The following is a 23,096-nucleotide window of genomic DNA, read 5'->3' as shown; positions in this document are numbered from 1 at the left end:
CCAGACCCGCGCCTATCATCGACCGGAGGAGGCGTCGACCCGCGCGCGGCGCTTCCGCGCCGACCGCTGCGCCAATCGCGCCGGACCGCCTCAGCGGTCGCGTTTCGCCAGCAGTTTGAGCCGCAGCGCATTCAGCTTGATGAAGCCCGCGGCATCCTTCTGGTCATAGGCGCCGGCATCGTCCTCGAAGGTGACATGGCGCTCGCTGTATAGGCTGTTTGGCGACTTGCGCCCGACGACGCCGGCATTGCCCTTGTAGAGCTTCAGCCGCACCGTGCCGCTGACCTTTTCCTGGCTGTGGTCGATCGCTGCCTGCAGCATCTCGCGCTCGGGCGCGAACCAGAAGCCGTTGTAGATGAGCTCGGCATATTTCGGCATCAGCTCGTCCTTGAGGTGCGCCGCGCCGCGGTCGAGCGTGATGCTCTCGATACCCCGGTGTGCGCGGGCGTAGATTTCGCCGCCCGGCGTCTCGTACATGCCGCGCGACTTCATGCCGACGAAGCGGTTCTCGACGAGGTCGAGGCGGCCGATGCCGTGCTTGCGGCCAAGCTCGTTGAGCGCCGCCAGCAAGGTCGCGGGCGACATCGCCTCGCCGTTCAGCGCGACGCCGTCGCCGCGCTCGAAATCGACCGTGATATATTCGGGGGTGTCGGGCGCATCCTCGGGATTGACCGTGCGCGAATAGACATAGTCGGGGGTCTCGTCCCACGGATTTTCGAGCACCTTGCCCTCGGACGAGGTGTGGAGCAGGTTGGCGTCGGTCGAGAAGGGGCTTTCGCCGCGCTTGTCCTTGGGCACCGGAATCTGGTGCCTTTCGGCGAACTCGATCAGCGCGGTGCGGCTGGTCAGATCCCATTCGCGCCACGGCGCGATCACCTTGATGTCGGGGTTGAGCGCATAGGCGCTAAGCTCGAAACGCACCTGGTCGTTGCCCTTGCCCGTCGCGCCATGCGCGACCGCATCGGCGCCGGTTTCCCTGGCGATCTCGACCAGCCGCTTCGAGATCAGCGGCCGCGCGATCGAGGTGCCGAGCAGATAATCGCCCTCGTAGCGGGCATTGGCGCGCATCATCGGGAAGACGAAGTCGCGCACGAACTCCTCGCGGACATCGTCGATATAGATATGCTCGGGCTTCACCCCCATCAGCACTGCCTTGGCGCGCGCGGGCTCCAGCTCATCGCCCTGTCCCAGGTCGGCGGTGAAGGTCACCACTTCGCAGCCATAGGTCACCTGCAGCCATTTCAGGATGACGCTGGTGTCGAGCCCCCCCGAATAGGCGAGGACGACGCGCTTGATGGACTCGGACATGCAGGGCACCTTTTGGCGAGGAAAGACGCCGGGGCGCCTAACAGGCCGACCCGCGACGCGCAACGCCTTGGCGCATTCTTACAAGTTTCCAGCCCGAACTTGCGGCATGATGCGCGCGGGGACGCGCTCGCAAGGATATCCATCATGCGGATAGTTTACGCTATCGCCGCGCCCTTTTTCATGCTCGGCGCCGCCTCTTCCCTCCAGAGCGCCGGGGGCTCGATGCCCGACCCGGCGCGCGAATATAACCAGAATGTCGATTGCCATAATGCCTATGACCTTTTGGTGCACGACTTCCACAATGGCACCGCCATGTCCGCCACGGCGCGCGACTGGGCGGTGGCGCACGAGGCGAGCGCGCGGAACGGAACCCCCTGCGCCCCGCCGCTTCCCGAAATGATCGCGCGCGGCGGCAGCTGGCAGATCAAGACGATCGAGGGCCGCGACGCCGCCGCCGCCTTCTACCACAAGCAGAAGGACCCCGCCGCGCTCAGCGAACTCGGCATCGCGTGGCTCAACGGCAGTGTCGAGGGCGGCACCCCGCAGGAAGGTCTCGAGATGATCAACGAGGCGGCGAAGCTCGGCGATCCGGTGGCGCTGTTCACCATGGGCACGATCCACGCCGCGGGCGCGCTCGGCGCGACCAAGGATCATGCTAAGGGGTTCGACCTGCTGAGCCAGGCCGCGGCCGCGGGGCATATCGACGCCATCTACCGCGTCGGGCTCCACTATCACGAGGGCCTCGGGGTCAAGCGCGACTACAAGAAGGCGTTCGAGAATTTCAAACTCGCCGCCGAGCGCGGGCATTTCTACGCGATCATCATGGCGTTCGACATGATCAACAGCGACCGCGGGGTGAAGCAGGATTTCAAGCTCGCCTATCGCCTGTCGCGCACCGTCGCCGAGCAGGGCGAACCCTATGGCGCGGTGATGGCCGCCTCGTCGCTGCTCCAGATGAAGAACCCGCTCGAGCATGAGGACGAGATCCTCTACTGGATGGACCAGGGCATCACCCGCGGCGACGACAATATCCGTGGCCAGCTTGTCCCCTTGCGCGAACAGGTGGTCGCCGCCTTCACCAAGGCCAAGGCGCCGCCGCAATATACGCCGCGCGCGTTCAAGGCCTGCCCGATGAAGACCGTGTGCACGGTGAATCATTATTCGGGGCTGCAGAGCTGCACCACGAACAAGGATTATTGGAACGACTGCGACGGGTGACGGCATAAAGCCCCTTCCTTTCAGGGGACAGGTTGGGGTGGGGGCCCGCGGCCTGCTCAAGGCTTCGGGCCCCCACCCGCTGCGACATAGGCAGCAAGCTGCCAAGTCTCGCTGCCCTCGCCTAAAGGGGAGGGTGTGAAGTTAGACCCTAGTCCAATCCATGAACCACCCGTCGTCCCACGTCTCGCCGCCATCGCGCGACACGCTCTGGAACCAACGGCAGCTGGTCGGCGTGATCCGGTCCCACATGCCGCGGTAAAGCTCGGCGCCCGCCTCGCCCTCGCCTGCGGACAGGAATGTCCCGACCCCGTCCTCGAACACGCCGAGCTGCCCGGGCACCGCGACGACGCCCGACTTGGCGTTGACCCAATGGTCCGACCAGATCTTCTTCTCGACGTCGAGCAGCCGCAGCCCCATTCCCGAAAAGCCCCTTGCGGGAATGCGGAGCTCCTCGACGCTCGCGATGCCGCCGAGGATGGCCACCACGGTCGCCTCGCCGGGAAATTCGATCCACGTTCCCTTTTCGCGAAAGAGGTTGTGGATGCGCCACTCGCCGGTCAGGAAATCGAAGTCACCCGGCTTGCCGACAGGCTTGGGATCGATCGCCGCGGCGGCCGCAGCGGCGGGGATCAGGCTGGTCATAAGGGCTCCTGCGCTGAGGGCCATGAGATGGCGTCGGTCGATGTCGGTCATGCGTCCCTCCGGGTTGATGCCCCGCCCTACGCCCCCACTCCTGACATTCCCTGTCAGTTATTTTCTGCTAGAGCGAAAAAATGCGCGCGAGCCGTCTCCTCTCGATCCTGATCCTGCTGCAGCTGCGCCAGCGGCTCACCGCCGCCGACCTCGGTGCCGAGTTCGAGGTGTCCGAACGCACCATCTACCGCGACATCGACGCGCTCAGCGCCGCGGGCATCCCCGTTTATGGCGACCGGGGCCCCGGCGGCGGTTTCCAATTGCTCGACGGCTATCGCACGCGCCTCACCGGGCTCGATCCGCAGGAGGCGCAGGCAATACTGCTCGTCGGCCTGCCCGACCAGGCCGCGGCGCTCGGCCTCGGCGGACCCGCCAAGCGCGCGCGCGGCAAATTGCTCGCCGCGCTGCCCCAGAGCGGCAGCGCCGAGGCCGACCGCATCGCGCGCGCCTTCCACATCGACACGCTCGACTGGTACCGCGCCGCGCGCCCCGCGCCGCACCTCACCGCCGCGGCGCGCGCGGTGATCGACCGGCGGCGCATCGGCGTCCGCTACACCAGCTGGCGCGGCACGCGCGACTGGACGCTCGACCCGCTCGGCATCGTGCTCAAGGCGGGCAATCATTATCTCGTCGCGGCGAGCGGCGAGCGCGTGCTGACCTTCACCGTCGCCGACATAAAGACGCTCGCGATCCTCGACGAGGACGCCGCACGCCCCGCCGATTTCGACCTTGCCGCATGGTGGACCGACTCGACCCGCGATTTCGAAGCGCGCCTCCGCCCCGGCCGCGCGACGCTGCGCGCCTCGCCGCTCGGGCTTCAGCGCCTCCGACTGCTCGGCGCCTGGGCCGCCGATGCCGTCGCCGGCGCCGAAGCCCCCGACGCCGCCGGCCATCGCCGCCTGACGCTGCCGATCGAGGGTATCGACGCCGCCGCCCCGATGCTGCTCGGTATCGGGCCCGAGATCGACATCGAGGCGCCCGCGGAGCTGCGCGCCGCGGTGGCCGGTCTGGCGCGCGCGGTGGCCGCGCGGCTGGACATTGCGGAAAGCGGCTAAGTCTTTATCATTGTTTCCCGTCCACTTGTCCGGCGAGGGGAGATTTAGGGACATGGCGACATCGCCGAAGAAGACGCTCTGGTCGCGCGCCCGCGCGATGGCCGAACAGGCGCCGCCGACGCGCAACCGCTATGTCGATTTCCTGCGCGCCTTCTCGATCCTCGCGGTCGTCATCGGCCATTGGCTCGTCGCCGCGCCCTATATGAAGGACGGCGCGGTCGAGGGCGGGCACCTGCTCGGCATCCTGCCCTGGACGCAGTGGCTGACCTGGGGTTTCCAGGTCATGCCGCTCTTCTTCCTCGTCGGCGGCTTCTCGAACGGGCTTTCGTGGGCCGCGACGCAGCGGGGCGGCGGGCGCTTCACCACCTGGTTCGCGGCGCGCGTCCGGCGGCTGATCAATCCGGTACTGCCGCTGCTGCTCATCTGGGCGCTCGTAACATTGTTCGGCACGCAGGCGGGTATCGACCGCGCGGTCGTCAAAATGGCGGCGCAGCTCGCGCTCGTCCCCGTCTGGTTTCTCGCCGTCTATCTGATCGTCACCGCGCTGACCCCGTGGAGCCACGCCGCATGGCGGCGCTTCGGCCTCGCCTCCTTCGTCGCGCTCGTCGCTGCGGCGGTGGCGGTCGACGTAGCGACGCTGCAATTCGGCATAGCCTATGTCAATTTCCTCAACTTCGTCTTCGTCTGGGTCGCGATCCACCAGCTCGGCTATGCTTGGCACGACGGCCGCCTCGCCGCACCCTTGCTCTGGGCGGCCGCGGGGCTGGTCGCGCTCGGCCTGCTCGTCGGCCTCGGTCCCTATCCCGTTGCGATGATCGGCGTCCCCGGCGCGACCCTGAGCAACTCGATGCCCCCCACACTCGCGCTGCTTGCGCTCGGCATCGCGCAGACCGGCCTCGCGCTGGCGCTCGAAAAACCCGCGCGCCGGGTGCTCGCCGGGATCACCGCATGGACGACCGTCGTGCTCATCAACGGAATGATCATGTCCGTCTATCTCTGGCACCTCACCGCCTTCGTGCTGGTGATGATCGCCGCCTGGCTGCTCGGCGGCGTCGGCCTCCATGCAGCGCCCGGCAGCACCGAGTGGTGGCTCGCGCGCCCGATCTGGTTCGCGCTGTACATCGCTTTGCTCTTCCCCTTCATCCTGCTCTTCGCGCGCTACGAAAGCGGCGGCAAGGCGGCCGAGGGCGACGTCACCCACGCGCGGCTGATCCTCGGCATGCTGATGATCTGCACCGGCCTCGCGATGACCGCGGCGATCAGCATCGCGAGCCCGCTCGGCGTCACCGGCGTCCGCCTGTGGGTCGTGGCGCTGCCCTTCCTCGGCGCCGCGCTGGTCGGCTTCGGCCCCGCCGCGCGCCTGTTGATGCACCGCGCCGAAACCTGAGGAGAAAAGCCATGGCCAAGACCGAGGTGAAGACCAAGCCCACCGAAATGACCGTTGCCGACTTTATCGCCGCCATCCCCGAAACGCGCCGCCGCGAGGAGGCGGAGATCGTCGACGCGATGCACCGCCGCGCCACCGGGCAGGAGCCGAAGATGTGGGGGCCATCGATCATCGGCTACGGCAGCTATGACTATCAGTACGACAGCGGCCATTCGGGGACGATGTGCCGCGCCGGCTACAGCCCGCGCAAGGGCGCGATGACGCTCTATGTCATGGGGGACCATTATGGTGACCTGCAGGGCGAGGCCGATGCGCTGCTCGCGAAGCTCGGCAAGCATACGAGCAGCAAGGCCTGCCTCTACATCAAGAAGCTAGCCGACGTGGATCTCGAGGTGCTGGAGAAATTGGTTGCGCTCAGCTGGCGGGGCATGAACGCGAAATATCCGACCTAGATCCCCGCATACCATTCATAATCGACGCGGTCCTCCCAGAAGCCGCCCTTGCCCGCGCCGATGGCATCGAGGCTCGCGACCGCCTCGATCCCGGTCAGATATTTCGCGTGCTTATACCCCAGCTGCCGCTCGATCCGGAGGCGCAGCGGCGCGCCATTGGCGATCGGCAGCGGCTCGCGGTTGAGCGCCCACGCCAGGATCGTCTGCGGGTGTAGCGCATCGACCAGGTCGCAGCTCTCATAATAGAGCGCGTCGCCGATCCGGTCGGCGCAGCGGAAGACGATATAGCGCGCGCGGTCCTTCAGCCCCGCCGCCGCGAGTATGCGCGACAGCGGCACCCCGGTCCATTCGCCGATCGCGCTCCACCCCTCGACGCAGTCGTGGCGCGTGATCTGCGTCCGCTGCGGCATCGCGCGGATATCGGCCATCGACAGCGACAAGGGCTTGTTCACCAGTCCCGTCACCGCGACGCGCCAGTCGGCGAACCCTGTCGCGGCATGCCCGGCATAGGCCGTGCCCGGCGGCAGCTTGGTCCCGTTCGAGCGGAAGACCGGCGACAGGTCGGCGCGGGTGAATTCGCGGGCTAGCGCATCGCGGTCCATCAACGCGCGCTGGCTCGCCTGATGCATCTCTTCGCCCATCGACAGGATCTTGCGCGTGATCGGCGCCTCGTTGATCGCGTCGCACGCCGACAGCAGGGGCATCGCCGCGACGAGCCCGCCCGCGCCCGCGATCAGCCGCCGCCGCGGCAAAATGATCCCGCCGCTCATGTCTGCTTCTCCGGGGGCAGGCGGAACCAGCCGGTGACCATCGAGCGCAGCTCGTTCACCGGCCCCGCGAGCAGCACCATCACGATATGCACGACGAAGAAGGCGACCAGCGCCCATGCCGCGATGAAGTGGATCGAGCGCGCCGACTGCCGCCCGCCGAAGACCTCGACCAGCCACGGCCACGCCGCATTCATCCCCGGCGACATCGCGAGGCCGGTAAAGATCATCAGCGGCAGCAGCACGAAGATCACCCCGATGTAAGACAGCTTCTGCAAGATGCCGTAACGCGCCGCCGCCGCGCCGCGCGGAAAGCGCAGCCGCGCATGATCCTTGATGTCCTGCCAGATATGCCGCGGCGCCCATTCGGCCCGCCGAACATGCAGGTTCTTCTTCAGATGCCCGCCGAACGCGGTCCAGACCATGTACAGCGTCAACCCGATCGCGAGCACCCACGCAAAGAGCAGGTGCCAGCGCCGCCCGCTCGCTAGGTCGTAGCTCGTCGGAATCGTCGCCCAACCCGGAAAGGCCAGCTTGCGCACCACGCCGTCGCTATCGGTCCAGCGCCCGAGCACGCCCGTGGTCTCGATCCTTACCTCGCCGATCCGGAGATAACCGGTGTCGCCCTGCGCCGCGATCGCCAGCCAGGCATGGTCGGCGTTCGCGCCATAGTCGCCCCAATAGAGGCGCGGATGCGCGTTGAAGATCATCAGCCCGCTCATCAGCAGGATGAGCAAGGTGACTGCATTGACCCAATGCCAGACGCGCACCGGCAGCCGGTGGCGATAGACGCGCACCGGAGACCGAGCGGGCGCCAACTCGGGGGGAGCGATAGGGGCTTCAGCCTCGGCCATATTCCCCATTCGCTCCCTTCGCCCCTTTGGTTACGCCGCGACCTCCGTCGCATATTCGCCGCGATAATGGTTGCGCAAGCTGACCTTGTCGATCTTTTCGCTGCCAAGCTTGGGCAAGGCGTCGTTCGACATCCAGATGCGGCACGGCACCTTGTACGGCGCGAGCCGTGCGCTCAGGAACGCGGTGAGGTCGTCGGCGGTCACCGCGCTCCCCGGCTTGACCCACACCACCGCGCCGACGCATTCGCCCAGCCTTTCGTCGGGCAGGCCGAACACCGCGCATTCGTTGACCTGCTCATGCTCGTAGATCGCCGCCTCGACCTCCTGGCAGCTGATATTCTCGCCGCCGCGGATGATGATGTCCTTCTTGCGGTCGACGATGAACAGATAGCCGTCCGCATCGAGATAGCCGAGGTCGCCCGAGCGGAAATAGCCATTGTCGAAAAAGGCCGCCTTCGTCGCGGCTTCGTTGTTCCAATAGCCCTCGAAATTGCACACCGACCGGATGCACACTTCGCCGACCCCGCCCTGCGGCAGCACATTGCCGTCGTCGTCGAGGATCGCGAGATCGACCAGCGGCTTCGACGCCGGCCCCGTCGACATCGGCTTGGCGAGGTAATTTTCGTTGATGATGCCGCAGCCGACCGCGTTGGTTTCGGTGAGACCATATCCGAGCAAGGGCTTGGCGTCGCCCATCTCCTCCGACAGGCGCTTCACATGCTCGGGCGGGCGCGGCGCGCCGCCGCCGGCGTAGCTCTTGCACGTCGACAGGTCGTAATTCTTGCGATTGGGGTGCGTGAGGATCTCGTAGCTCATCAGCGGGACGCCGACGAAATAATTGCACTGCTCATCCTGGATCAGCCGCATCGCCTCCTCGGCGTTCCACTTGGGCATCAGCACCAATTTACGCCCGAGCGCCAGGCTCTGGAGGAACACCGGAATCTCGGCGGTGACGTGGAACAGCGGCGTGCAGACAAGCGTGGCAGGCTGGATGTCCGACATCAGCCCGTCCTCGGTCAGCAGATGCACGATGCTCGCGGTCTGCGTCACATAGTTGAAGATCGCCTGCACCACCGCGTGATGGCGCGAATAGGCGCCCTTCGATTGGCCGGTCGAGCCCGAGGTGAAGAGGATCGTCGCGAGGTCCTCGCCGGTCAGCGTCGGCAGCACGGTCTCGGAACTGCCGCCCGCCGCGATCGGCGCGATCGCCGCGGCGATCGGCTGCGCGATGTCGAGCGTGATGACCTTGGCGCCATGGCTGACCCCCGGCTCGGCAAGCCGCGCCGCGCGCTGGACGTCGGCGATCACCAGCTTCGCTTCGGCATCGTCGATCCCCGCGGCGAGCTCGCCGCCCTGCCACCAGCCGTTGAGCAAAGTCGCGCAACCGCCCGCGAGCAATATGCCCAGATAAGTGACGCACCAGGCGTTGGCGTTCCGCATCGCGATGCCGACGCGGTCGCCGCGCTGCACGCCATGGCCGTCGATCAGCCCCGCCGCGACCTGCCGCGCCGCGAGATACACCTCTTTGAAACTCAGCCGCTCGTCGCCCTCGACCAGGAACGTCGCGTCGCCATGCTGCATGGCGAAAAAGCCGGCATAGTCGGCCAGATTCGTCGGCGCGTTGGCGATCACGGGCAGGCTGTGCCCGAAACGTTCGACCGACCCGATCTGGATCGGTCCGCCGGGACCGGTGATCAGATTATAGGCGGCTTCCAGGCGCAAATCGAGCGCGGATGGCATCGGGCATCTCTCCTCTTGGTCTCGCTCGCCATACCCCTTATGGGGAGGCCTCTCCTGGGGAAGGACAGCGCGACTATATGTTTCTTTTTGCAACCTTAGCCGAAGCGACGCAATATGTGAACTTCACCCAGTTGATGGGGGAAAACAGCGAAGTCGCCTTCAGCGTCTTCGGTTTGCCCATCCGCTGGTACGCGCTCGCCTATCTCGCGGGCATCTTCCTCGGCTATTGGTACCTCCTGAAGCTCATTGAACAGCCCGGCGCCCCGATGGCGCGGCGCCACGCCGACGACATGATCTTCTATGCGATGCTCGGCATCATCCTCGGCGGGCGGCTCGGCTATGTGCTCTTCTATGGCCTCGAACGCTATATTCAGGAACCGATCGAAATCTTCAGATTGTGGGACGGCGGCATGTCGCTCCACGGCGGCGCCATCGGCGTGCTGATCGCGATCTGGTATGTGACCAAGAAGGAAAAGCTGAATTTCCTGCGCTTCTGCGACTATATCGCCTGCGTCATCCCCTTCGGCCTGTTCCTCGGCCGCATCGCTAATTTCGTCAACGGCGAGCTGTGGGGCCGCGTGACGACGGTGCCTTGGGCGATCGTTTTTCCCGACCCCGCCGGCGACCTGCCGCGCCACCCGAGCCAGCTCTACGAAGCCGGCATGGAGGGTCTGGTGATGATGGCGATCCTCGGCTGGCTCTTCTGGCGCACCGACGCGCGCTACAAGCCCGGCCTCCTCTTCGGCGTCGCGGCGATCGACTATGGCGTTAGCCGTTTCCTGATCGAATTTGTGCGCCAGCCCGATGTGCAGCGCCAATGGGTCGTCGACAACACCAGCCTGTCGATGGGCCAGTGGCTTTGCGTGCCGATGATCCTCGGCGGCATCTGGCTCGTCGCCACCGCGAAGAACCGCCGCCAGCGCGTCGAGCCCATCGCCGGACCCGATGCCGTTGCCTGACGGTCCGCCGACCCCCGAAAATCTGATCCGGGAGTTGGCGGCGGCGCGGACGATGACCGTCGCCGACTATATGGCGCGCGCCAACAGCCAATATTATGCGACGCGCGACCCGCTCGGCGCCGCGGGCGATTTCACCACCGCGCCCGAGATCAGCCAGATGTTCGGCGAACTGATCGGCCTGTGGATCGCCGACCTCTGGTCGCGCGCAGGAAGCCCCGCCTTCGACTATGCCGAGCTCGGCCCCGGCCGCGGGACGCTCGCGGCCGACGCGCTGCGCGCCGCGGCGCGTTTCGGCTGCGTCCCGCGGACGATCCACCTCGTCGAGACCAGCCCGATGCTGCGGGCGGCGCAGCTGGCGCGCCTTCCCGCCGCGCAGCATCATGACGATATCGACGCGCTGCCCGACGACGCGCCGCTGCTGATCGTCGCCAACGAGTTTTTCGACGCGCTGCCGATCCACCAATATGTCCGCACCGCCGCAGGCTGGCGCGAATTGATGGTCGAGCGTCGCGACGGCAAGCTGGCGCCCGTCCCCGGCGACACCCCCGCCGACGAGGCCATCCCCGCCGCGCTCGCGAACGCGCCCGAAGCCAGCATCGTCGAAACCGCGCCCTTGTCGGCCGCGATGATGCAGCGCTGCGCCTTCCGTCTCGCGCGGCAGGGCGGCGCGATGCTGGCCATCGACTATGGCTATGCCGGCCCCGCCGCGGGCGACACGCTGCAGGCGGTCAAGGCACACGCCTTCGCCGATCCCTTCGACACGCCGGGCGAGGCCGACCTCACCGCGCATGTCGATTTCACCGCGCTCGCGACCGCGGCCCAGCCCGCCAAGGTCGCGGTCACCCATCTCGCCACGCAGGGCGAATGGCTCCGCCGCCTCGGCATCGACGCGCGGCTGCAGGCGCTGAGCGCTGCTGCCCCAGACCGCGCCGCCGACCTCAAGACCCAGCGCGACCGCCTCGTCGAGGCCGATGCGATGGGCAGTCTCTTCAAAGTCATGGCCTTCGCCGCGCCCGGCTGGCCACAGCCCGCAGGATTTGCCGCATGACCGATATCCGGATCGCCCAGCCGGCCGACGCCGAGGCACTCTCGGCCTTCGCCGAGGCGAGCTTCGTCCACACCTTCGGCCATCTCTACGACCCCGCCGACCTCGCGCTCTTCCTCTCGACCTGGAACCCGCCCGACCGCGTGCGCGCGCAGATCGCGGATCCCGCCTATGCGATCGCGCTCGTCCGCGATGAAGCCGGCGCGATCCTCGGCTATATCAAGATGGGCCCGCTCGATTTCGACCTGCCCCCCGGGCAACCGGCCGACGATGCTGTCGAACTCCACCAGATCTACCTTGCGGAGGCGGCCAAGGGCACGGGCCTCGCCGCCCGCCTGATGGACTGGGGTATCGCCTGGGCGCGCGAGCGGGCGTCGGAGCTCTATCTCTCGGTCTTTACCGACAATCCGCGCGCGCAGGCGGTGTATCGCCGCTACGGCTTCTATGACGTCGGCCGCAACGCCTTCCGCGTCGGCAACCATGTCGACGAAGACCGCTTTTTTCGGCTCGACCTGTGAGCGCGCCTTTCGTCACCGCCGCGCCGCTGGACGGCATCCCCCACGGCTTCTTCGGCCGCCGCGGCGGGGTATCGCGCGGCGACCTTGCCTCGCTCAACTGCGGGCTCGGCTCGAACGACGATCCCGCGCTGATCGCCCAGAACCGCCGCCGCGTCGCCGACGCCGTGCTGCCCGGCGCCGCGCTTGCCGGCCTCTACCAGGTTCACGGCAATCGCTGCGTCGTCATCGACGAAGCCAGCGACCTGACCGCGCGTCCCGAGGCCGATGCGCTCGCCACGCGCACGCCTGGCATCCTCCTCGGCATTCTTACCGCCGACTGCGTCCCCGTCCTCTTCGCCGACCGCGAAGCCGGGGTCGTCGCGGCGGCGCACGCCGGCTGGAAGGGCGCCATCGCCGGGGTCACCGACGCCACTCTGACCGCGATGGAAAGCCTCGGCGCAACCCGCGCCAACATCGCCGCCGCGATCGGCCCGTGCATCGGCCGCGCCTCCTACGAGGTCGACGACGGCTTCGTCGCGGCCTTCGTCGCCGACGATCCCGCCAACGAGCGCTTCTTCGCCGCAGGCAAGCACGGCCATGCGATGTTCGACATCGCCGCCTATGTCGCCGCGCTCGTCGCCGCGGCGGGGGTGACACGAATTGCCCTCGGCGGGCAGGACACCTATGCCGAGGCCGAAGACTATTTCAGCTATCGCCGCGCGTGCCACAAAGCCGAGAACAGCTATGGCCGCCAATTGTCGGTGATCGGCCTCGCCTGATCGGCGGGCGGGGGAGGAACGGGACGGATGACGCGTACACGCTGGTTCGGCCTGATCGGCGGCCTCCTGACCTTCGTCATCATGCTCGCGCTCCCCGCCCCCGCAGGCATGGAGGCCACGGCCTGGCATATCGCCGCACTCACCGTGCTGATGGCGATCTGGTGGATGACCGAGGCACTGCCGCTGACCGTCACCGCGCTGCTCCCCTTTCTCGCGGCGCCCGCCTTCGGGGTGATGGACGCCAATGCCATCGCCAAGGAATATTATTCGCCGATCCTGTTCCTGATCCTCGGCGGCGCCTTCCTCGCGCTCGCGATCGAGCGCGTCGGCCTCCACCGCCGCCTCGCGCTAGCGCTGCTGAAGCGCGCCTCGCCGACCGCGACCGGACTGCTTTTCGCCTTCATGGCCGCGACCGCGCTGCTCTCGATGTTCATCTCGAACACCTCGACCACGCTCATCATGATCCCGATCGCCCTCGCCGTCGTGCGTGCCGGCGGCGTGCTCGAGGGCGAGCGCGAGGGTTTTGCCGGCGCGGTGATGATGGGCATCGCCTTCGCCGCGTCGATCGGCGGGCTCGGCACGCTCGTCGGCAGCCCGACCAACGCCATCGCCGCGGGGCTGATCGAAAAGGCGCTGGGCCTCCGCATCTCCTTCCTCGACTGGGCGATCTACGGCGTGCCCGTGGTATTGCTCGCGACCCCCGCCGCGATGCTCATCGTCGCGCGCGTCCAGCGCTTGTCGGCGCATCCCTTCGACGGCCAGGCCGCCGCCGCCGCGCTCGGCAATCAGGCGATCTGGTCGACCGCCGAGCGGCGCGTCGTGCCTGTGTTCCTGCTCGTGCTCGCAGCCTGGATCGCGCAGCCCTGGCTCGAACCCCTTCTGCCCAAGGGCGCACTCACCGATGGCACCATCGCGGTCGCGGGCAGCCTCTTGCTCTTCGTCCTTCCCGACGGCACCGGCCGGCCCCTGCTCGTCTGGAAGGAGGCCGACCGCGCGCCATGGGGTGTCATCATGATGTTCGGCGGCGGCCTCGCGCTCGCCGCCGCGATCACGGAGAGCGGCCTCGCCGCGTGGCTCGGCACCGTGCTCGCTCCGCTCGGCAGCATCCCGACGATATTGCTCGCCGCGGTCATCGTCGCGCTGACGATTCTGATCACGGAATTCGCGAGCAATGTCGCGACCGCCAGCGGCATCATGCCCGTGCTCGCCGCACTGATCGCCGCCACCGGGGTCGATCCGATCCTGCTCGCGCTGCCCGTCGCGATGGCGGCGAGCTGGGGCTTCATGCTTCCCTCGGGCACCGGGCCCAATGCGCTCGCCTGGGCAACCGACCATATCGCGCTTCCGCGCATGCTGAAGGCGGGGCTCGCGCTCGACATCATCGGCGTACCGCTGCTGATCGGGGTGATCTGGGGGATCGCGATGCTGGGGTGACCTTCGCCGGGAATCGCGCTAGTTGCGCGTGAAACTATATTGCGCAGGAGTCTTTTCGCATGCCCCCCATCGACAACAGCGACCTCACCGGCACCACGCCGCGCCGCGCGCCCAAGAAGGACGTCACCCGGATCGGCGACCGCGAGCTGCAGCCCTCGACGCTGATGATGGGTTATGGCTTCGACCCGATGCTCTCCGAAGGCTCGCTGAAGCCGCCGGTCTTCCTCACCTCGACCTTCGCTTTCGAAAGCGCCGCCGCGGGCAAGCGCCATTTCGAGGGGATCACCGGCAAGCGCCCCGGCGGCGCCGACGGCCTCGTCTATTCGCGCTTCAACGGCCCGAACCAGGAAATCCTCGAGGCGCGCCTCGGCGTCTGGGAAAAGGCCGAGGATGCGCTCGTCTTCTCGTCGGGCATGTCGGCGATCGCCACCCTGCTCCTCGCGCATGTCAGCATGAACGACGTCATCGTCCATTCGGGCCCGCTCTACGCCGCGACCGAGACGCTGATCGGCCGCATCCTGTCGCGCTTCGGCGCCACCTATGTCGATTTCCCGGCCGAAGCTTCGCGCGCCGAGATGGACGCGATCCTGATCCGCGCCAAGGACATGGCCGAGGCGCAGGGCGGCAAAGTCGCGATGGTCTATCTCGAAAGCCCGGCGAACCCGACCAATGCGCTCGTCGACGTCCAGGCGATGCGTGCCGCGACCGACGCCGCTTTCGCCGAGGGTGCGCGTCCCCCGATCGCGATCGACAACACCTTCCTCGGCCCGCTCTGGTCGAAGCCGCTCGCGCATGGCGCCGATATCACGCTCTACAGCCTGACCAAATATGCCGGCGGCCACAGCGATCTCGTCGCGGGCGGCGTCGTCGGCTCGAAGCATTGGCTCGGCCCGATCCGCATGATGCGCAACACCATCGGCACGATCTGCGACCCCAACACCGCGTGGATGCTGCTCCGCAGCCTCGAGACGATCGAACTCCGCATGAGCCGCGCCGGCGAGAACGCGGAAAAGGTCTGCGCCTTCCTCCGCGATCATCCCAAGGTCGAGGGCCTCGGCTATCTCGGCTTCCTGCCCGAAGGGTCGCAGAGGGATATCTTCGAGCGCCACTGCACCGGCGCCGGCTCTACCTTTTCGCTCTTCATCAAGGGCGGCGAGGAAGAGAGCTTCCGTTTCCTCGACGCACTCAAGATCGCCAAGCTCGCAGTCAGCCTCGGCGGCACCGAGACGCTCGCCAGCCATCCTGCCGCGATGACTCACCTCTCGGTCCCCGACGCGCGCAAAGCCGCGCTCGGCATCACCGACAATCTGGTGCGCATCTCGATCGGTATCGAGGACGCCGACGATCTGATCGCCGATTTCGCGCAGGCGCTGGACGCGGTTTGATCAATCCCCCTCCCGCAAGCGGGAGCGGCAGAGAGAGTTGCGAGCTTGCTCGCTACTCGCAGCGGGTGGGCACCTGAAACAGTGCTGGCCCACCCCTAACCCCTACCGCCTGCGGGAGGGGAACATCTATCGCCGCTTCGCCGCCCGCCAATCCACCACCGTCCACCCCATCGTCGGCGCGAGCTTCCTGAGCTTGCGCGACGGCGTCGTCGCGACCGCCTCGTCGGCGAAATGCAGCATCGGGTGGTCGGAGACATGGTCCGAGTACGCGCGGATATGCGCGGCATCGCGGGTGATCGCATTCGCCGCCATCCAGTCCGAGATGCGCGCAAATTTCGCTTCGCCGTAACAATTGTCGCCCGACAGGCGCGCGTGGACATGGTCGGCGCCGTCGGGCTCGTCGAGCCGCGTTGCGAGCACATCCTCGATCCTCAGCCGCTTGGCGATCGCATCGACATAAAGGTGGAAGGACGCCGTCGCGAGCAGCACGCGGTACCCCGCCGCGCGGTCGGCCTCGAGCTGTTCGAGCGCCGCGCCGTGCAGCCCGCGCGCGACGACCTTGTCGGCATAGCTTTCGGCGAGCGGCGCGATCTCGTCGCGGCGGAAGCGCGGGCCGATCAGCAGCCGCAGATTGATCGCCTTCAGCCGCGAGCGGTCGATCAGCCCCAGCGTATAGGCGGCCCCCGCGAGCCCCACGAGCGGGGTCAGCAGCATCCGCCATTGCTGGCGCCGCCGCACCACATGCATCAGGAATCCGCTGTAGGTGCCCGCGCGAGTAATCGTGCGGTCCATGTCGTACATCGCGACGCGGTGCGCATATTCGGGTACAACGGGGACGGATAAATCATCCATTTGAGCCTCTTAGCCGCGATCGGCGGCGCGGCCAAGGCCGGGGCGCACGGCGGGATTCGCTTGCCGTCATTGTCCAAATAATACAAGGTCGTGCGCGATGGTGGCCCGGGCGGACTTCGAAACAAGCGATGGCGCGGGCGGCGCCGATGTCCGGTTCACCGGGCGACTGACGCTGGCGCGGCTCGGCGACCTGCCCTCGCGGCTCGATGCGCTCGGCCCGATCGCCTCGCTCGATCTGTCCGCGGTCGAACGCGTCGACACCGTCGGCGCGTGGATCGTCACCCGCACCGCACGCGAGCACGGCTCGCAGATCACCGGCGCCAGCGAGGAGGCGCAGCGCCTGCTCGACGCGCTCGCCAGCGACAAGAGCGACTATCGCGTCCACCGCGACCGCCGCCCTCCGCTCACCCGCATGCTCGAACAGGTCGGCGTCGCCAGCACCGCGGTGTGGAACGAGTTGCTCGGCATCATCGGTTTCTTCGGCGCAATGCTTATGGCGCTCGGCACCCAACTCCGCGCGCGCCGCCGCCTGCGCTGGAACGCGATCGTCACGCGCTTCCAGACCGTCGGGGTCGACGCCCTCCCCATCATCGGGCTGATGACCTTCTTGATCGGCATCGTCATCGCGCAACAGGGCGCGGTACAGCTCCGTCAATTCGGGCTTGAGGTGTTCACGATCAACCTCGTCGGCCGCGCCTCGATTCGCGAGCTCGGCCTGCTGATGACCGCGATCATGGTTGCCGGCCGTTCGGGCAGCGCCTTCGCGGCGCAGATCGGCACGATGAAGCTGACCGAGGAAATCGACGCGATGCGCACGATCGGTGTCTCGCCGATGGAGGCGATCGTGCTGCCGCGCGTCGCCGCCGCGACGATCCTGATGCCGCTGCTCGGCTTCTATGCCAGCATCTGTTCGATCATCGGCGGCGGCGTCTTTTGCTGGATCGGGCTCGAAATCCCGCCGCTCACCTACATCCAGATGCTCCGCGACATCATCCCGATGACCGATTTCTGGGCGATGCTGATCAAGGCGCCGGTGTTCGGCGTGCTGATCGGCGTCACCGGCTGCTACGAAGGCATGCAGGTGCGCCAGAATGCCGAGGAGGTCGGCCAGCGCACCACCTCGGCGGTGGTCGCCGCGATCTTCCTCGTGATCGTGCTCGACGCCTTTTTTGCGGTCTTCTTCTCGTCGATCGGATGGAATTGATGGCCGACGAACTCGAAGACCAGCAGCTGTTGCAAGAGGAACTCGCCGCCGCCGACGCGGTGCGGCCCGAGCAGTTCGACAAGGCGATCTGTATCCGCGGCCTCGTCAACAAGTTCGGCGACGCGGTGATTCACGACGGGCTCGACCTAGAGGTGCGCTCGGGCGAGATCCTCGGCGTCGTCGGCGGCTCGGGCACCGGCAAGTCGGTGCTGATGCGCTCGATCATCGGCCTCCAGACTCCCGACGCGGGCGAGATCGAAGTCTATGGCAAGACGCTGAGCGAGATCGCCGACGAAGAGGAATCGCGCGACCTGCGGCGCCGATGGGGCGTGATGTTCCAGGGCGGGGCGCTCTTCTCGACGCTCAGCGTTGCCGAGAATATCCAGGTCCCCCTGCGCGAATATTATCCGCGCCTCGACCAGAAGCTGCTCGACGAGATCGCCGCCTATAAAGTGGCGATGGTCGGCCTGCCCCCCGACGCGGGGCCCAAATATCCCGCCGAGCTGTCGGGCGGCATGGTCAAGCGCGCCGGCCTCGCGCGCGCGCTCGCGCTCGACCCCGCCTTGCTCTTCCTCGACGAGCCGACCGCTGGGCTCGACCCGATCGGCGCCGCCAAGTTCGACGAGCTGATCCGCGAGCTCGCCGACACCATGGGGCTCACCGTCTTCCTGATCACCCACGACCTCGATTCGCTCTATGCGACGTGCGACCGCGTCGCGGTGCTCGCCGAAAAGAAGGTGATCGCGATCGGCACCATCCCGGAACTGCTTGCCACCGAGCATCCGTGGATACAGGATTATTTCAACGGACCGCGGGGCCGCGCGGCGGCGGGCGGGAACCAAACCGCGAAGCGGCGATAGGAAAAGCTGATGGAAACTCGCTCGAACAACGTCCTCGTCGGCGCCTTCGTCCTCCTCTTCACCGCGGCGCTCGCGATCTTCGTCGTGTGGCTGGCGAACGACAGCGGCGGCGACAAGCGCGAATATGACGTCTATTTCAAACAGTCGGTCGACGGGCTGAACAAGGGCGCGCAGGTCCAATATTCGGGCGTTCCCGTGGGACAGGTCAAGGAGATCGCGCTGCTCCCCAACGACCCGCAATTCGTCCGCGTCCGTATCGAGGTCAACGAGGGCGTCCCGATCGTCCAGGGCACGACCGCGGCGCTCGAAGGCGTCGGCTTCACCGGCGTGTCGCAGATCTCGCTCACGGGCGGGGTCAAGGGCGCGCCGCCGATCACCGACAAGGGGCCCGACGGCAAGCCGACGATCCCGGTGCGCGTCGGCGGCCTCGGCGAACTGCTGAACACCGCGCCGCAATTGCTCCAGCGTCTCTCGACCCTCACCGAACGTCTCGCCGAACTGGCCGACGACGAGAATCAGGCGAGCCTGCGCGGCATCCTCAACAATGTCGAGGCGTCGACCGCGATCCTCGCGCGCAACGGTCCCGCGATCGAACGCGCGCTCGCCGACACGCGCATCGCGATCCAGCAGACCGGGGTCGCTGCAGAGCAGATCGGCAGCCTCGCCGCGGCCACCCAAGGCACGATCGACCGCAACGTCGATCCCGCGATGCGCAATCTGCGCGACACGCTCGCCTCCGCGAACAATTCGATGAAGACGCTGGAAGGCGCGATCGCCGACGCGCGGCCGGGGCTCAAGACCTTCAGCGAGACCACGATCCCCGAGGCGAACGCGCTGATCCGCGACCTCCGCCGCACCTCGGCCTCGCTCTCCAGCCTCACCGACAAGCTCGACCAGCAGGGCGCGGGCGCCGTCATCAGCGGCAGCAAGCTGCCCGATTACAAGCAATGAGGACCAGCCGCATGATCCGCAATTTTCGTACCCCGCTGCTTGTAGCTCTCGGCGCCGTCGCGCTGTCCGGCTGCTTCAGCCTCGGCGGCAAGACGCCCCCCTTCCTGCTCACGCTCGACGCCGACGCAGCCCCGCCAGCGGGCGCCGCGCGCACCGCGACCGAGGCCGCGACGCTGACGATCCTCATTCCCACCGCGCCGCAGAAACTGCGCACCCAGCGCATCCCGGTGCAGCAGGACGGGTCGAGCGTCGCCTACGTCAAGGACGCGCAATGGGTAGAGGCGCCGCAGCGCCTTTTCCAGCGCCTGATCAGCGAAACCGTCGCCGCGCGCTCGGGCCGCGTCGTCCTCGACGAGGGGCAATATCTCACCGCACCGGGCGAACAGCTCGCCGGCCAGCTGATGGAATTCGGCGTCGACGCCCGCACCGGCGAGGCGGTGGTGGTCTATCAGGCGATGCTGGTCGCTGCGGGCGGAAAGAATGTGACCCAACGCCGTTTCGAAGCGCGCGAAAACCTGGGCGGCGTGGTCGAGGCGAAGCCCGTCGGCGAGGCGCTGACCCGCGCCGCGAACAAGGTCGCGGTCGATGTCGCTGGGTGGCTCGGCGGTTAAAGCGATCCCGACCCGATGCAATCGGCCAAATTATCGTCGCTGGGCAGCGACACGCGCACCAATCGCATCATCATCCTGCTGTTGTCGGCGGGATTCGCGGCGCTGCTGTTCGCCGCCGGCGTAGCCTTCTACGTCCAGCGGCAGAATGAGGAGGATGCGCGCATGGTTGCGCATTCGCTCGCAGTCGAGGCCAATCTCGGCGCTTATGCCAGCGCCGCCGAGCGCATGGAAACCGCGCGGCGCGGGCTGATCCTGACCCAGAACGCTTCCTTCGCTCGGATCATGGACGAGGCGGAGCGGAATACGCGGACGCAACTGCGCAATCTCGCAAAGCTGATTCGCGACAATCCCGAACAGATCGCGCGCACCGAGACGTTGCGCGGCCATCTCGACACCTATTCCGAGCATTATCGCGCGACCTTGGGGCTCAGAGGAAGCGGTCGCGAGCGGCTGCTCGCCGATTTCGCGAACGATCGCGGCGTGCTGGAGATACGCGCCTCGCGCCGGGTGGTCGAGGCGATGCTGGTGGAGGAAGTGCGCCTCCTCCGCGAGCGCGAGGCACGCCAGCTGCGCACCCAGCGATTGTTCACGTGGACGCTCGTCGCGACGGGTTTGCTGCTGCTCGCCGTTGCCGCGGCGACCCTGGTGCTGGTCCGCCGAAATCTCGTGGACCTGCGCACGTCGCGGGCCGAACTTCGCCGCCTCAACGAAAATCTCGAAGAAGCGGTCGATGCCCGTACCGCCGAACTCAAGCGCGCCAATGCCGAGATTCAGCGCTTCGCCTATATCGTCAGCCACGATCTGCGCTCGCCCTTGGTCAATGTCATGGGCTTCACCGCCGAACTCGAGACGGCGCGCAAGGCCATTGCCGCTTATCTCGCAAAGGGCGATGCCGACGGATGGTCGGCACCCGACCCCGCAACGCGTCTCGCGATCGAGGAAGATCTGCCCGAATCGATCGGCTTCATCCGCTCCTCGACGCAGAAGATGGACCGTCTGATCAACGCTATCCTCAATCTCTCGCGGCAGGGCCGGCGGACGCTCGCCCCCGAAAGGCTCGACCTCGTTTCGGTAGTGCGCGGCATCGTCGACAGCCTGCAACATCGTATCGACGAAAGCGGCACGACGGTCACCGTCGGCACCCTGCCGACGATCGTCAACGACCGCGTCGCGGTGGAGCAGATCCTCTCGAATCTTATCGAAAATGCGCTCAAATATCTGCAGCCCGGGCGGCCCGGCGTCATCGACATTTCGGGCGGCTCCGATCTCGGCCGAGCGTGGATCGCGGTAACCGACAACGGCCGCGGTATCGAGGCGCGCGATCACGACCGCGTGTTTGACCTCTTCCGCCGCTCGGGGGTGCAGGACCAGCAGGGAGAGGGGATCGGGCTTGCGCATGCGCGCGCGCTTGCCTATCGGCTGGGCGGCAATATCGAAATCGAGTCCGAATTGGGTGTGGGGTCCACCTTCCGGCTGATTTTGCCGATCGAATGGCAAAGCGGAGCAGAGGATGCCTGACCAACAATCCGTCAATATCGTGATGATCGAAGATGATGAGGGCCACGCGCGCCTCATCGAAAAGAATATCCGCCGCGCCGGTATCTCGAACAAGATTCACCATTTCCTCGACGGCACGTCGGCGCTGGAATTCCTCTACGAGGACTCCGACGGCCCGGTGCGCAACGGCCCGGCGCTCGTGTTGCTCGACCTCAACCTGCCCGACATGAGCGGCACCGACATATTGGCCAAGCTCAAAGCCGACGACAGCCCGTTGCGGCGGACCCCTGTGGTCGTGCTGACAACCACCGACGACAAGATCGAGATTCAGCGCTGCTACGACCTCGGCTGCAACGTCTACATCACCAAGCCGGTGAACTATGAAAGCTTTGCCGACGCGATCCGCCAACTCGGGCTGTTCCTGTCGGTGATTCAGGTGCCCGACCCCGATCCCGCCTGAGACTTCCCCTGACCCACATACTCTATATCGACGACGACGATGGCATGCGCCGGCTTGCCGAGCGTTCGCTCGTGCGCAAAGGCTATGACGTCAGCGTCGCGGCGAGCGGCGCCGAAGGCGTCGACATGGCCAAGGTCACCGCGTTCGACCTGATCGCGGTCGATCATTATATGCCCGGACAGGACGGGCTCGCGACGCTCGAAGCCCTGCGGGCGCTCCGCGAATGCCCGCCAATCGTCTATGTCACGGGGTCGGAGGAGAGCCGCATCGCGGTCGCCGCGCTCAAATCGGGGGCCGACGATTATGTCGTGAAATCGGTCGGCGGCGATTTCTTCGACCTGCTCGCCTCGACCTTCGACCAAGTGCTCGAACGCGACCAGCTCCGCCGCGCGCGCGAGACCGCCGAGGCCGAACTGCGCGTCAGCAACGCCCGGCTCGAAGCGTTGCTGAAGGAAGTGAACCACCGCGTCGCCAATAATCTGCAGATGATCATGTCCTTCATCGCGTTGCAGTCGAAGACATTGGCCGACCCCGGCGCGCGCGAGGCGCTGCAGCAGACCCAGCAGCGGATCGCCACCGTCGCGCAGGTCAATCGCCGCCTGTACACGACCGACGACGTCGAACATGTCGCGATGGACGACTATCTCGCCGGCCTCGCCCGCGATCTTTCCGAAAGCTGGTCGAACGGCATCGGCATCCGGCGCGTGACGACCGCCGTCGAACCCGTCCGCATCGCCACCGACAAGGCCGTTGCGCTCGGTATGATCGCCAACGAGTGGGTCAGCAACGCCTGCAAATATGCCTATGCCGACGGCGGCGACGGCGAAATTCGCGTCTCGCTGCGCCAGACGGGACCCTCTTCGATCGAACTGGCGGTCGAGGACGATGGCGCCGGCATGCCCTCCGACGGCACCGCGCGCGGCACCGGCCTCGGCACCCGCCTGATCGACGCGCTGGCCCGTACGCACAAGGCCGCAGTGGTCTATGCCCCCGGCAATGGACCGGCCTCGGCGCCCGGCACGCGCGCCGCGATCGCCATCGATCTGGGACCCGGCGAACTCAAGGCCGACACCATCGGTCGCTAGGAT

At 67.0% G+C, this 23,096-nt stretch carries 23 protein-coding genes; 17 read left to right on the top strand and 6 right to left on the bottom strand.

Translation table 11 applies throughout. The features are described from left to right. Positions 1–90: 90 nt before the first annotated feature. The gene (locus BWQ93_RS19750; protein ID WP_077031974.1) at positions 91–1,308 is read right to left on the bottom strand and encodes an argininosuccinate synthase; all 1,218 of its coding nucleotides are present in this window, start codon (positions 1,306–1,308) and stop codon (positions 91–93) included. Positions 1,309–1,452: 144 nt separating this feature from the next. Here BWQ93_RS19750 and BWQ93_RS19745 point away from each other — a divergent pair, with 144 nt between their 5' ends. Next, positions 1,453–2,526 (top strand): tetratricopeptide repeat protein, encoded by a 1,074-nt coding sequence (locus BWQ93_RS19745; RefSeq protein ID WP_077031973.1) that lies wholly within the window; start codon positions 1,453–1,455, stop codon positions 2,524–2,526. A gap of 141 nt (positions 2,527–2,667) precedes the next feature. On the opposite strand, the gene BWQ93_RS19740 is transcribed toward BWQ93_RS19745, so the two are convergent. Further along, positions 2,668–3,168 carry a hypothetical protein gene (locus tag BWQ93_RS19740; RefSeq protein WP_077031972.1) on the bottom strand — a complete coding sequence of 167 codons (501 nt, stop codon included), beginning with the start codon at positions 3,166–3,168 and terminating at the stop codon, positions 2,668–2,670. Between the two features lie 131 nt (positions 3,169–3,299). Here BWQ93_RS19740 and BWQ93_RS19735 point away from each other — a divergent pair, with 131 nt between their 5' ends. Genes BWQ93_RS19735 through BWQ93_RS19725 form a run of 3 tightly spaced genes read left to right on the top strand, consistent with a single transcriptional unit; the run spans position 3,300 to position 6,113 of the window. After that, positions 3,300–4,274, top strand: coding sequence for a helix-turn-helix transcriptional regulator (locus tag BWQ93_RS19735; protein ID WP_077031971.1), 975 nt, complete (start codon positions 3,300–3,302; stop codon positions 4,272–4,274). Between the two features lie 52 nt (positions 4,275–4,326). After that, positions 4,327–5,661: an acyltransferase family protein gene (locus BWQ93_RS19730; RefSeq protein WP_077031970.1), complete on the top strand. Its 1,335-nt coding sequence runs from the start codon at positions 4,327–4,329 to the stop codon at positions 5,659–5,661. A gap of 11 nt (positions 5,662–5,672) precedes the next feature. Further along, positions 5,673–6,113, top strand: a complete 441-nt coding sequence (locus BWQ93_RS19725) for a DUF1801 domain-containing protein (RefSeq protein ID WP_077031969.1) — start codon at positions 5,673–5,675, stop codon at positions 6,111–6,113. On the opposite strand, the gene BWQ93_RS19720 is transcribed toward BWQ93_RS19725, so the two are convergent. From BWQ93_RS19720 to BWQ93_RS19710, 3 genes are read right to left on the bottom strand one after another with little or no spacing between them, the layout of a single operon-like run. After that, positions 6,110–6,883 carry a molybdopterin-binding protein gene (locus BWQ93_RS19720; RefSeq protein ID WP_077031968.1) on the bottom strand — a complete coding sequence of 258 codons (774 nt, stop codon included), beginning with the start codon at positions 6,881–6,883 and terminating at the stop codon, positions 6,110–6,112. The two genes, BWQ93_RS19725 and BWQ93_RS19720, sit on opposite strands and share 4 nt — an antisense overlap. Next, a complete protein-coding gene (locus BWQ93_RS19715; RefSeq protein ID WP_077031967.1) occupies positions 6,880–7,734 on the bottom strand; it encodes a cytochrome b/b6 domain-containing protein in 855 nt (284 codons plus the stop codon). The genes BWQ93_RS19720 and BWQ93_RS19715 overlap by 4 nt, the downstream gene beginning before the upstream one ends. A gap of 30 nt (positions 7,735–7,764) precedes the next feature. Further along, a complete protein-coding gene (locus BWQ93_RS19710) occupies positions 7,765–9,474 on the bottom strand; it encodes a class I adenylate-forming enzyme family protein (RefSeq protein WP_077031966.1) in 1,710 nt (569 codons plus the stop codon). 77 nt (positions 9,475–9,551) lie between these two features. Here BWQ93_RS19710 and lgt point away from each other — a divergent pair, with 77 nt between their 5' ends. Genes lgt through BWQ93_RS19680 form a run of 6 tightly spaced genes read left to right on the top strand, consistent with a single transcriptional unit; the run spans position 9,552 to position 15,573 of the window. Continuing rightward, complete coding sequence (gene lgt, locus BWQ93_RS19705) at positions 9,552–10,433, top strand: prolipoprotein diacylglyceryl transferase (protein WP_077031965.1); 882 nt, start codon at positions 9,552–9,554, stop codon at positions 10,431–10,433. Further along, positions 10,420–11,481, top strand: coding sequence for a class I SAM-dependent methyltransferase (locus BWQ93_RS19700; protein ID WP_077031964.1), 1,062 nt, complete (start codon positions 10,420–10,422; stop codon positions 11,479–11,481). The genes lgt and BWQ93_RS19700 overlap by 14 nt, the downstream gene beginning before the upstream one ends. Next, positions 11,478–11,996: a GNAT family N-acetyltransferase gene (locus BWQ93_RS19695; protein WP_077031963.1), complete on the top strand. Its 519-nt coding sequence runs from the start codon at positions 11,478–11,480 to the stop codon at positions 11,994–11,996. Before BWQ93_RS19700 ends, BWQ93_RS19695 begins: the two co-directional genes overlap by 4 nt. Continuing rightward, positions 11,993–12,754, top strand: a complete 762-nt coding sequence (gene pgeF / locus BWQ93_RS19690) for a peptidoglycan editing factor PgeF (protein ID WP_077031962.1) — start codon at positions 11,993–11,995, stop codon at positions 12,752–12,754. The genes BWQ93_RS19695 and pgeF overlap by 4 nt, the downstream gene beginning before the upstream one ends. A 27-nt stretch (positions 12,755–12,781) precedes the next feature. Continuing rightward, positions 12,782–14,188 (top strand): SLC13 family permease, encoded by a 1,407-nt coding sequence (locus tag BWQ93_RS19685; RefSeq protein ID WP_077031961.1) that lies wholly within the window; start codon positions 12,782–12,784, stop codon positions 14,186–14,188. Positions 14,189–14,247: 59 nt separating this feature from the next. Then, complete coding sequence (locus BWQ93_RS19680; RefSeq protein ID WP_077031960.1) at positions 14,248–15,573, top strand: cystathionine gamma-synthase family protein; 1,326 nt, start codon at positions 14,248–14,250, stop codon at positions 15,571–15,573. A 126-nt stretch (positions 15,574–15,699) separates the two neighbouring features. On the opposite strand, the gene BWQ93_RS19675 is transcribed toward BWQ93_RS19680, so the two are convergent. Then, the gene (locus tag BWQ93_RS19675) at positions 15,700–16,425 is read right to left on the bottom strand and encodes an HAD family hydrolase (RefSeq protein WP_077031959.1); all 726 of its coding nucleotides are present in this window, start codon (positions 16,423–16,425) and stop codon (positions 15,700–15,702) included. Between the two features lie 97 nt (positions 16,426–16,522). Between BWQ93_RS19675 and BWQ93_RS19670 the strand changes: the two genes are divergently transcribed. From BWQ93_RS19670 to BWQ93_RS19640, 7 genes are read left to right on the top strand one after another with little or no spacing between them, the layout of a single operon-like run. Beyond that, on the top strand, positions 16,523–17,629 hold the full coding sequence (locus tag BWQ93_RS19670) for an ABC transporter permease (protein ID WP_077031958.1): 1,107 nt from the start codon (positions 16,523–16,525) through the stop codon (positions 17,627–17,629). Beyond that, a complete protein-coding gene (locus BWQ93_RS19665) occupies positions 17,629–18,489 on the top strand; it encodes an ABC transporter ATP-binding protein (RefSeq protein WP_232314684.1) in 861 nt (286 codons plus the stop codon). The genes BWQ93_RS19670 and BWQ93_RS19665 overlap by 1 nt, the downstream gene beginning before the upstream one ends. A 9-nt stretch (positions 18,490–18,498) precedes the next feature. Continuing rightward, a complete protein-coding gene (locus BWQ93_RS19660; RefSeq protein WP_077031957.1) occupies positions 18,499–19,440 on the top strand; it encodes an MlaD family protein in 942 nt (313 codons plus the stop codon). An 11-nt stretch (positions 19,441–19,451) separates the two neighbouring features. Continuing rightward, positions 19,452–20,051, top strand: coding sequence for an ABC-type transport auxiliary lipoprotein family protein (locus BWQ93_RS19655; protein WP_077032572.1), 600 nt, complete (start codon positions 19,452–19,454; stop codon positions 20,049–20,051). Positions 20,052–20,066: 15 nt separating this feature from the next. Beyond that, positions 20,067–21,569, top strand: coding sequence for a sensor histidine kinase (locus BWQ93_RS19650; RefSeq protein WP_077031956.1), 1,503 nt, complete (start codon positions 20,067–20,069; stop codon positions 21,567–21,569). After that, positions 21,562–22,008 carry a response regulator gene (locus BWQ93_RS19645; protein ID WP_077031955.1) on the top strand — a complete coding sequence of 149 codons (447 nt, stop codon included), beginning with the start codon at positions 21,562–21,564 and terminating at the stop codon, positions 22,006–22,008. The genes BWQ93_RS19650 and BWQ93_RS19645 overlap by 8 nt, the downstream gene beginning before the upstream one ends. After that, positions 22,005–23,093, top strand: a complete 1,089-nt coding sequence (locus tag BWQ93_RS19640; RefSeq protein WP_077031954.1) for a sensor histidine kinase — start codon at positions 22,005–22,007, stop codon at positions 23,091–23,093. The genes BWQ93_RS19645 and BWQ93_RS19640 overlap by 4 nt, the downstream gene beginning before the upstream one ends. Positions 23,094–23,096: the final 3 nt, after the last annotated feature.

The organism is Sphingopyxis sp. QXT-31, from assembly GCF_001984035.1.
Classification (GTDB): Bacteria; Pseudomonadota; Alphaproteobacteria; order Sphingomonadales; family Sphingomonadaceae; genus Sphingopyxis.
Note: the sequence above shows the minus strand (reverse complement) of the source record. Positions and strands in the feature narration are given on the sequence as shown.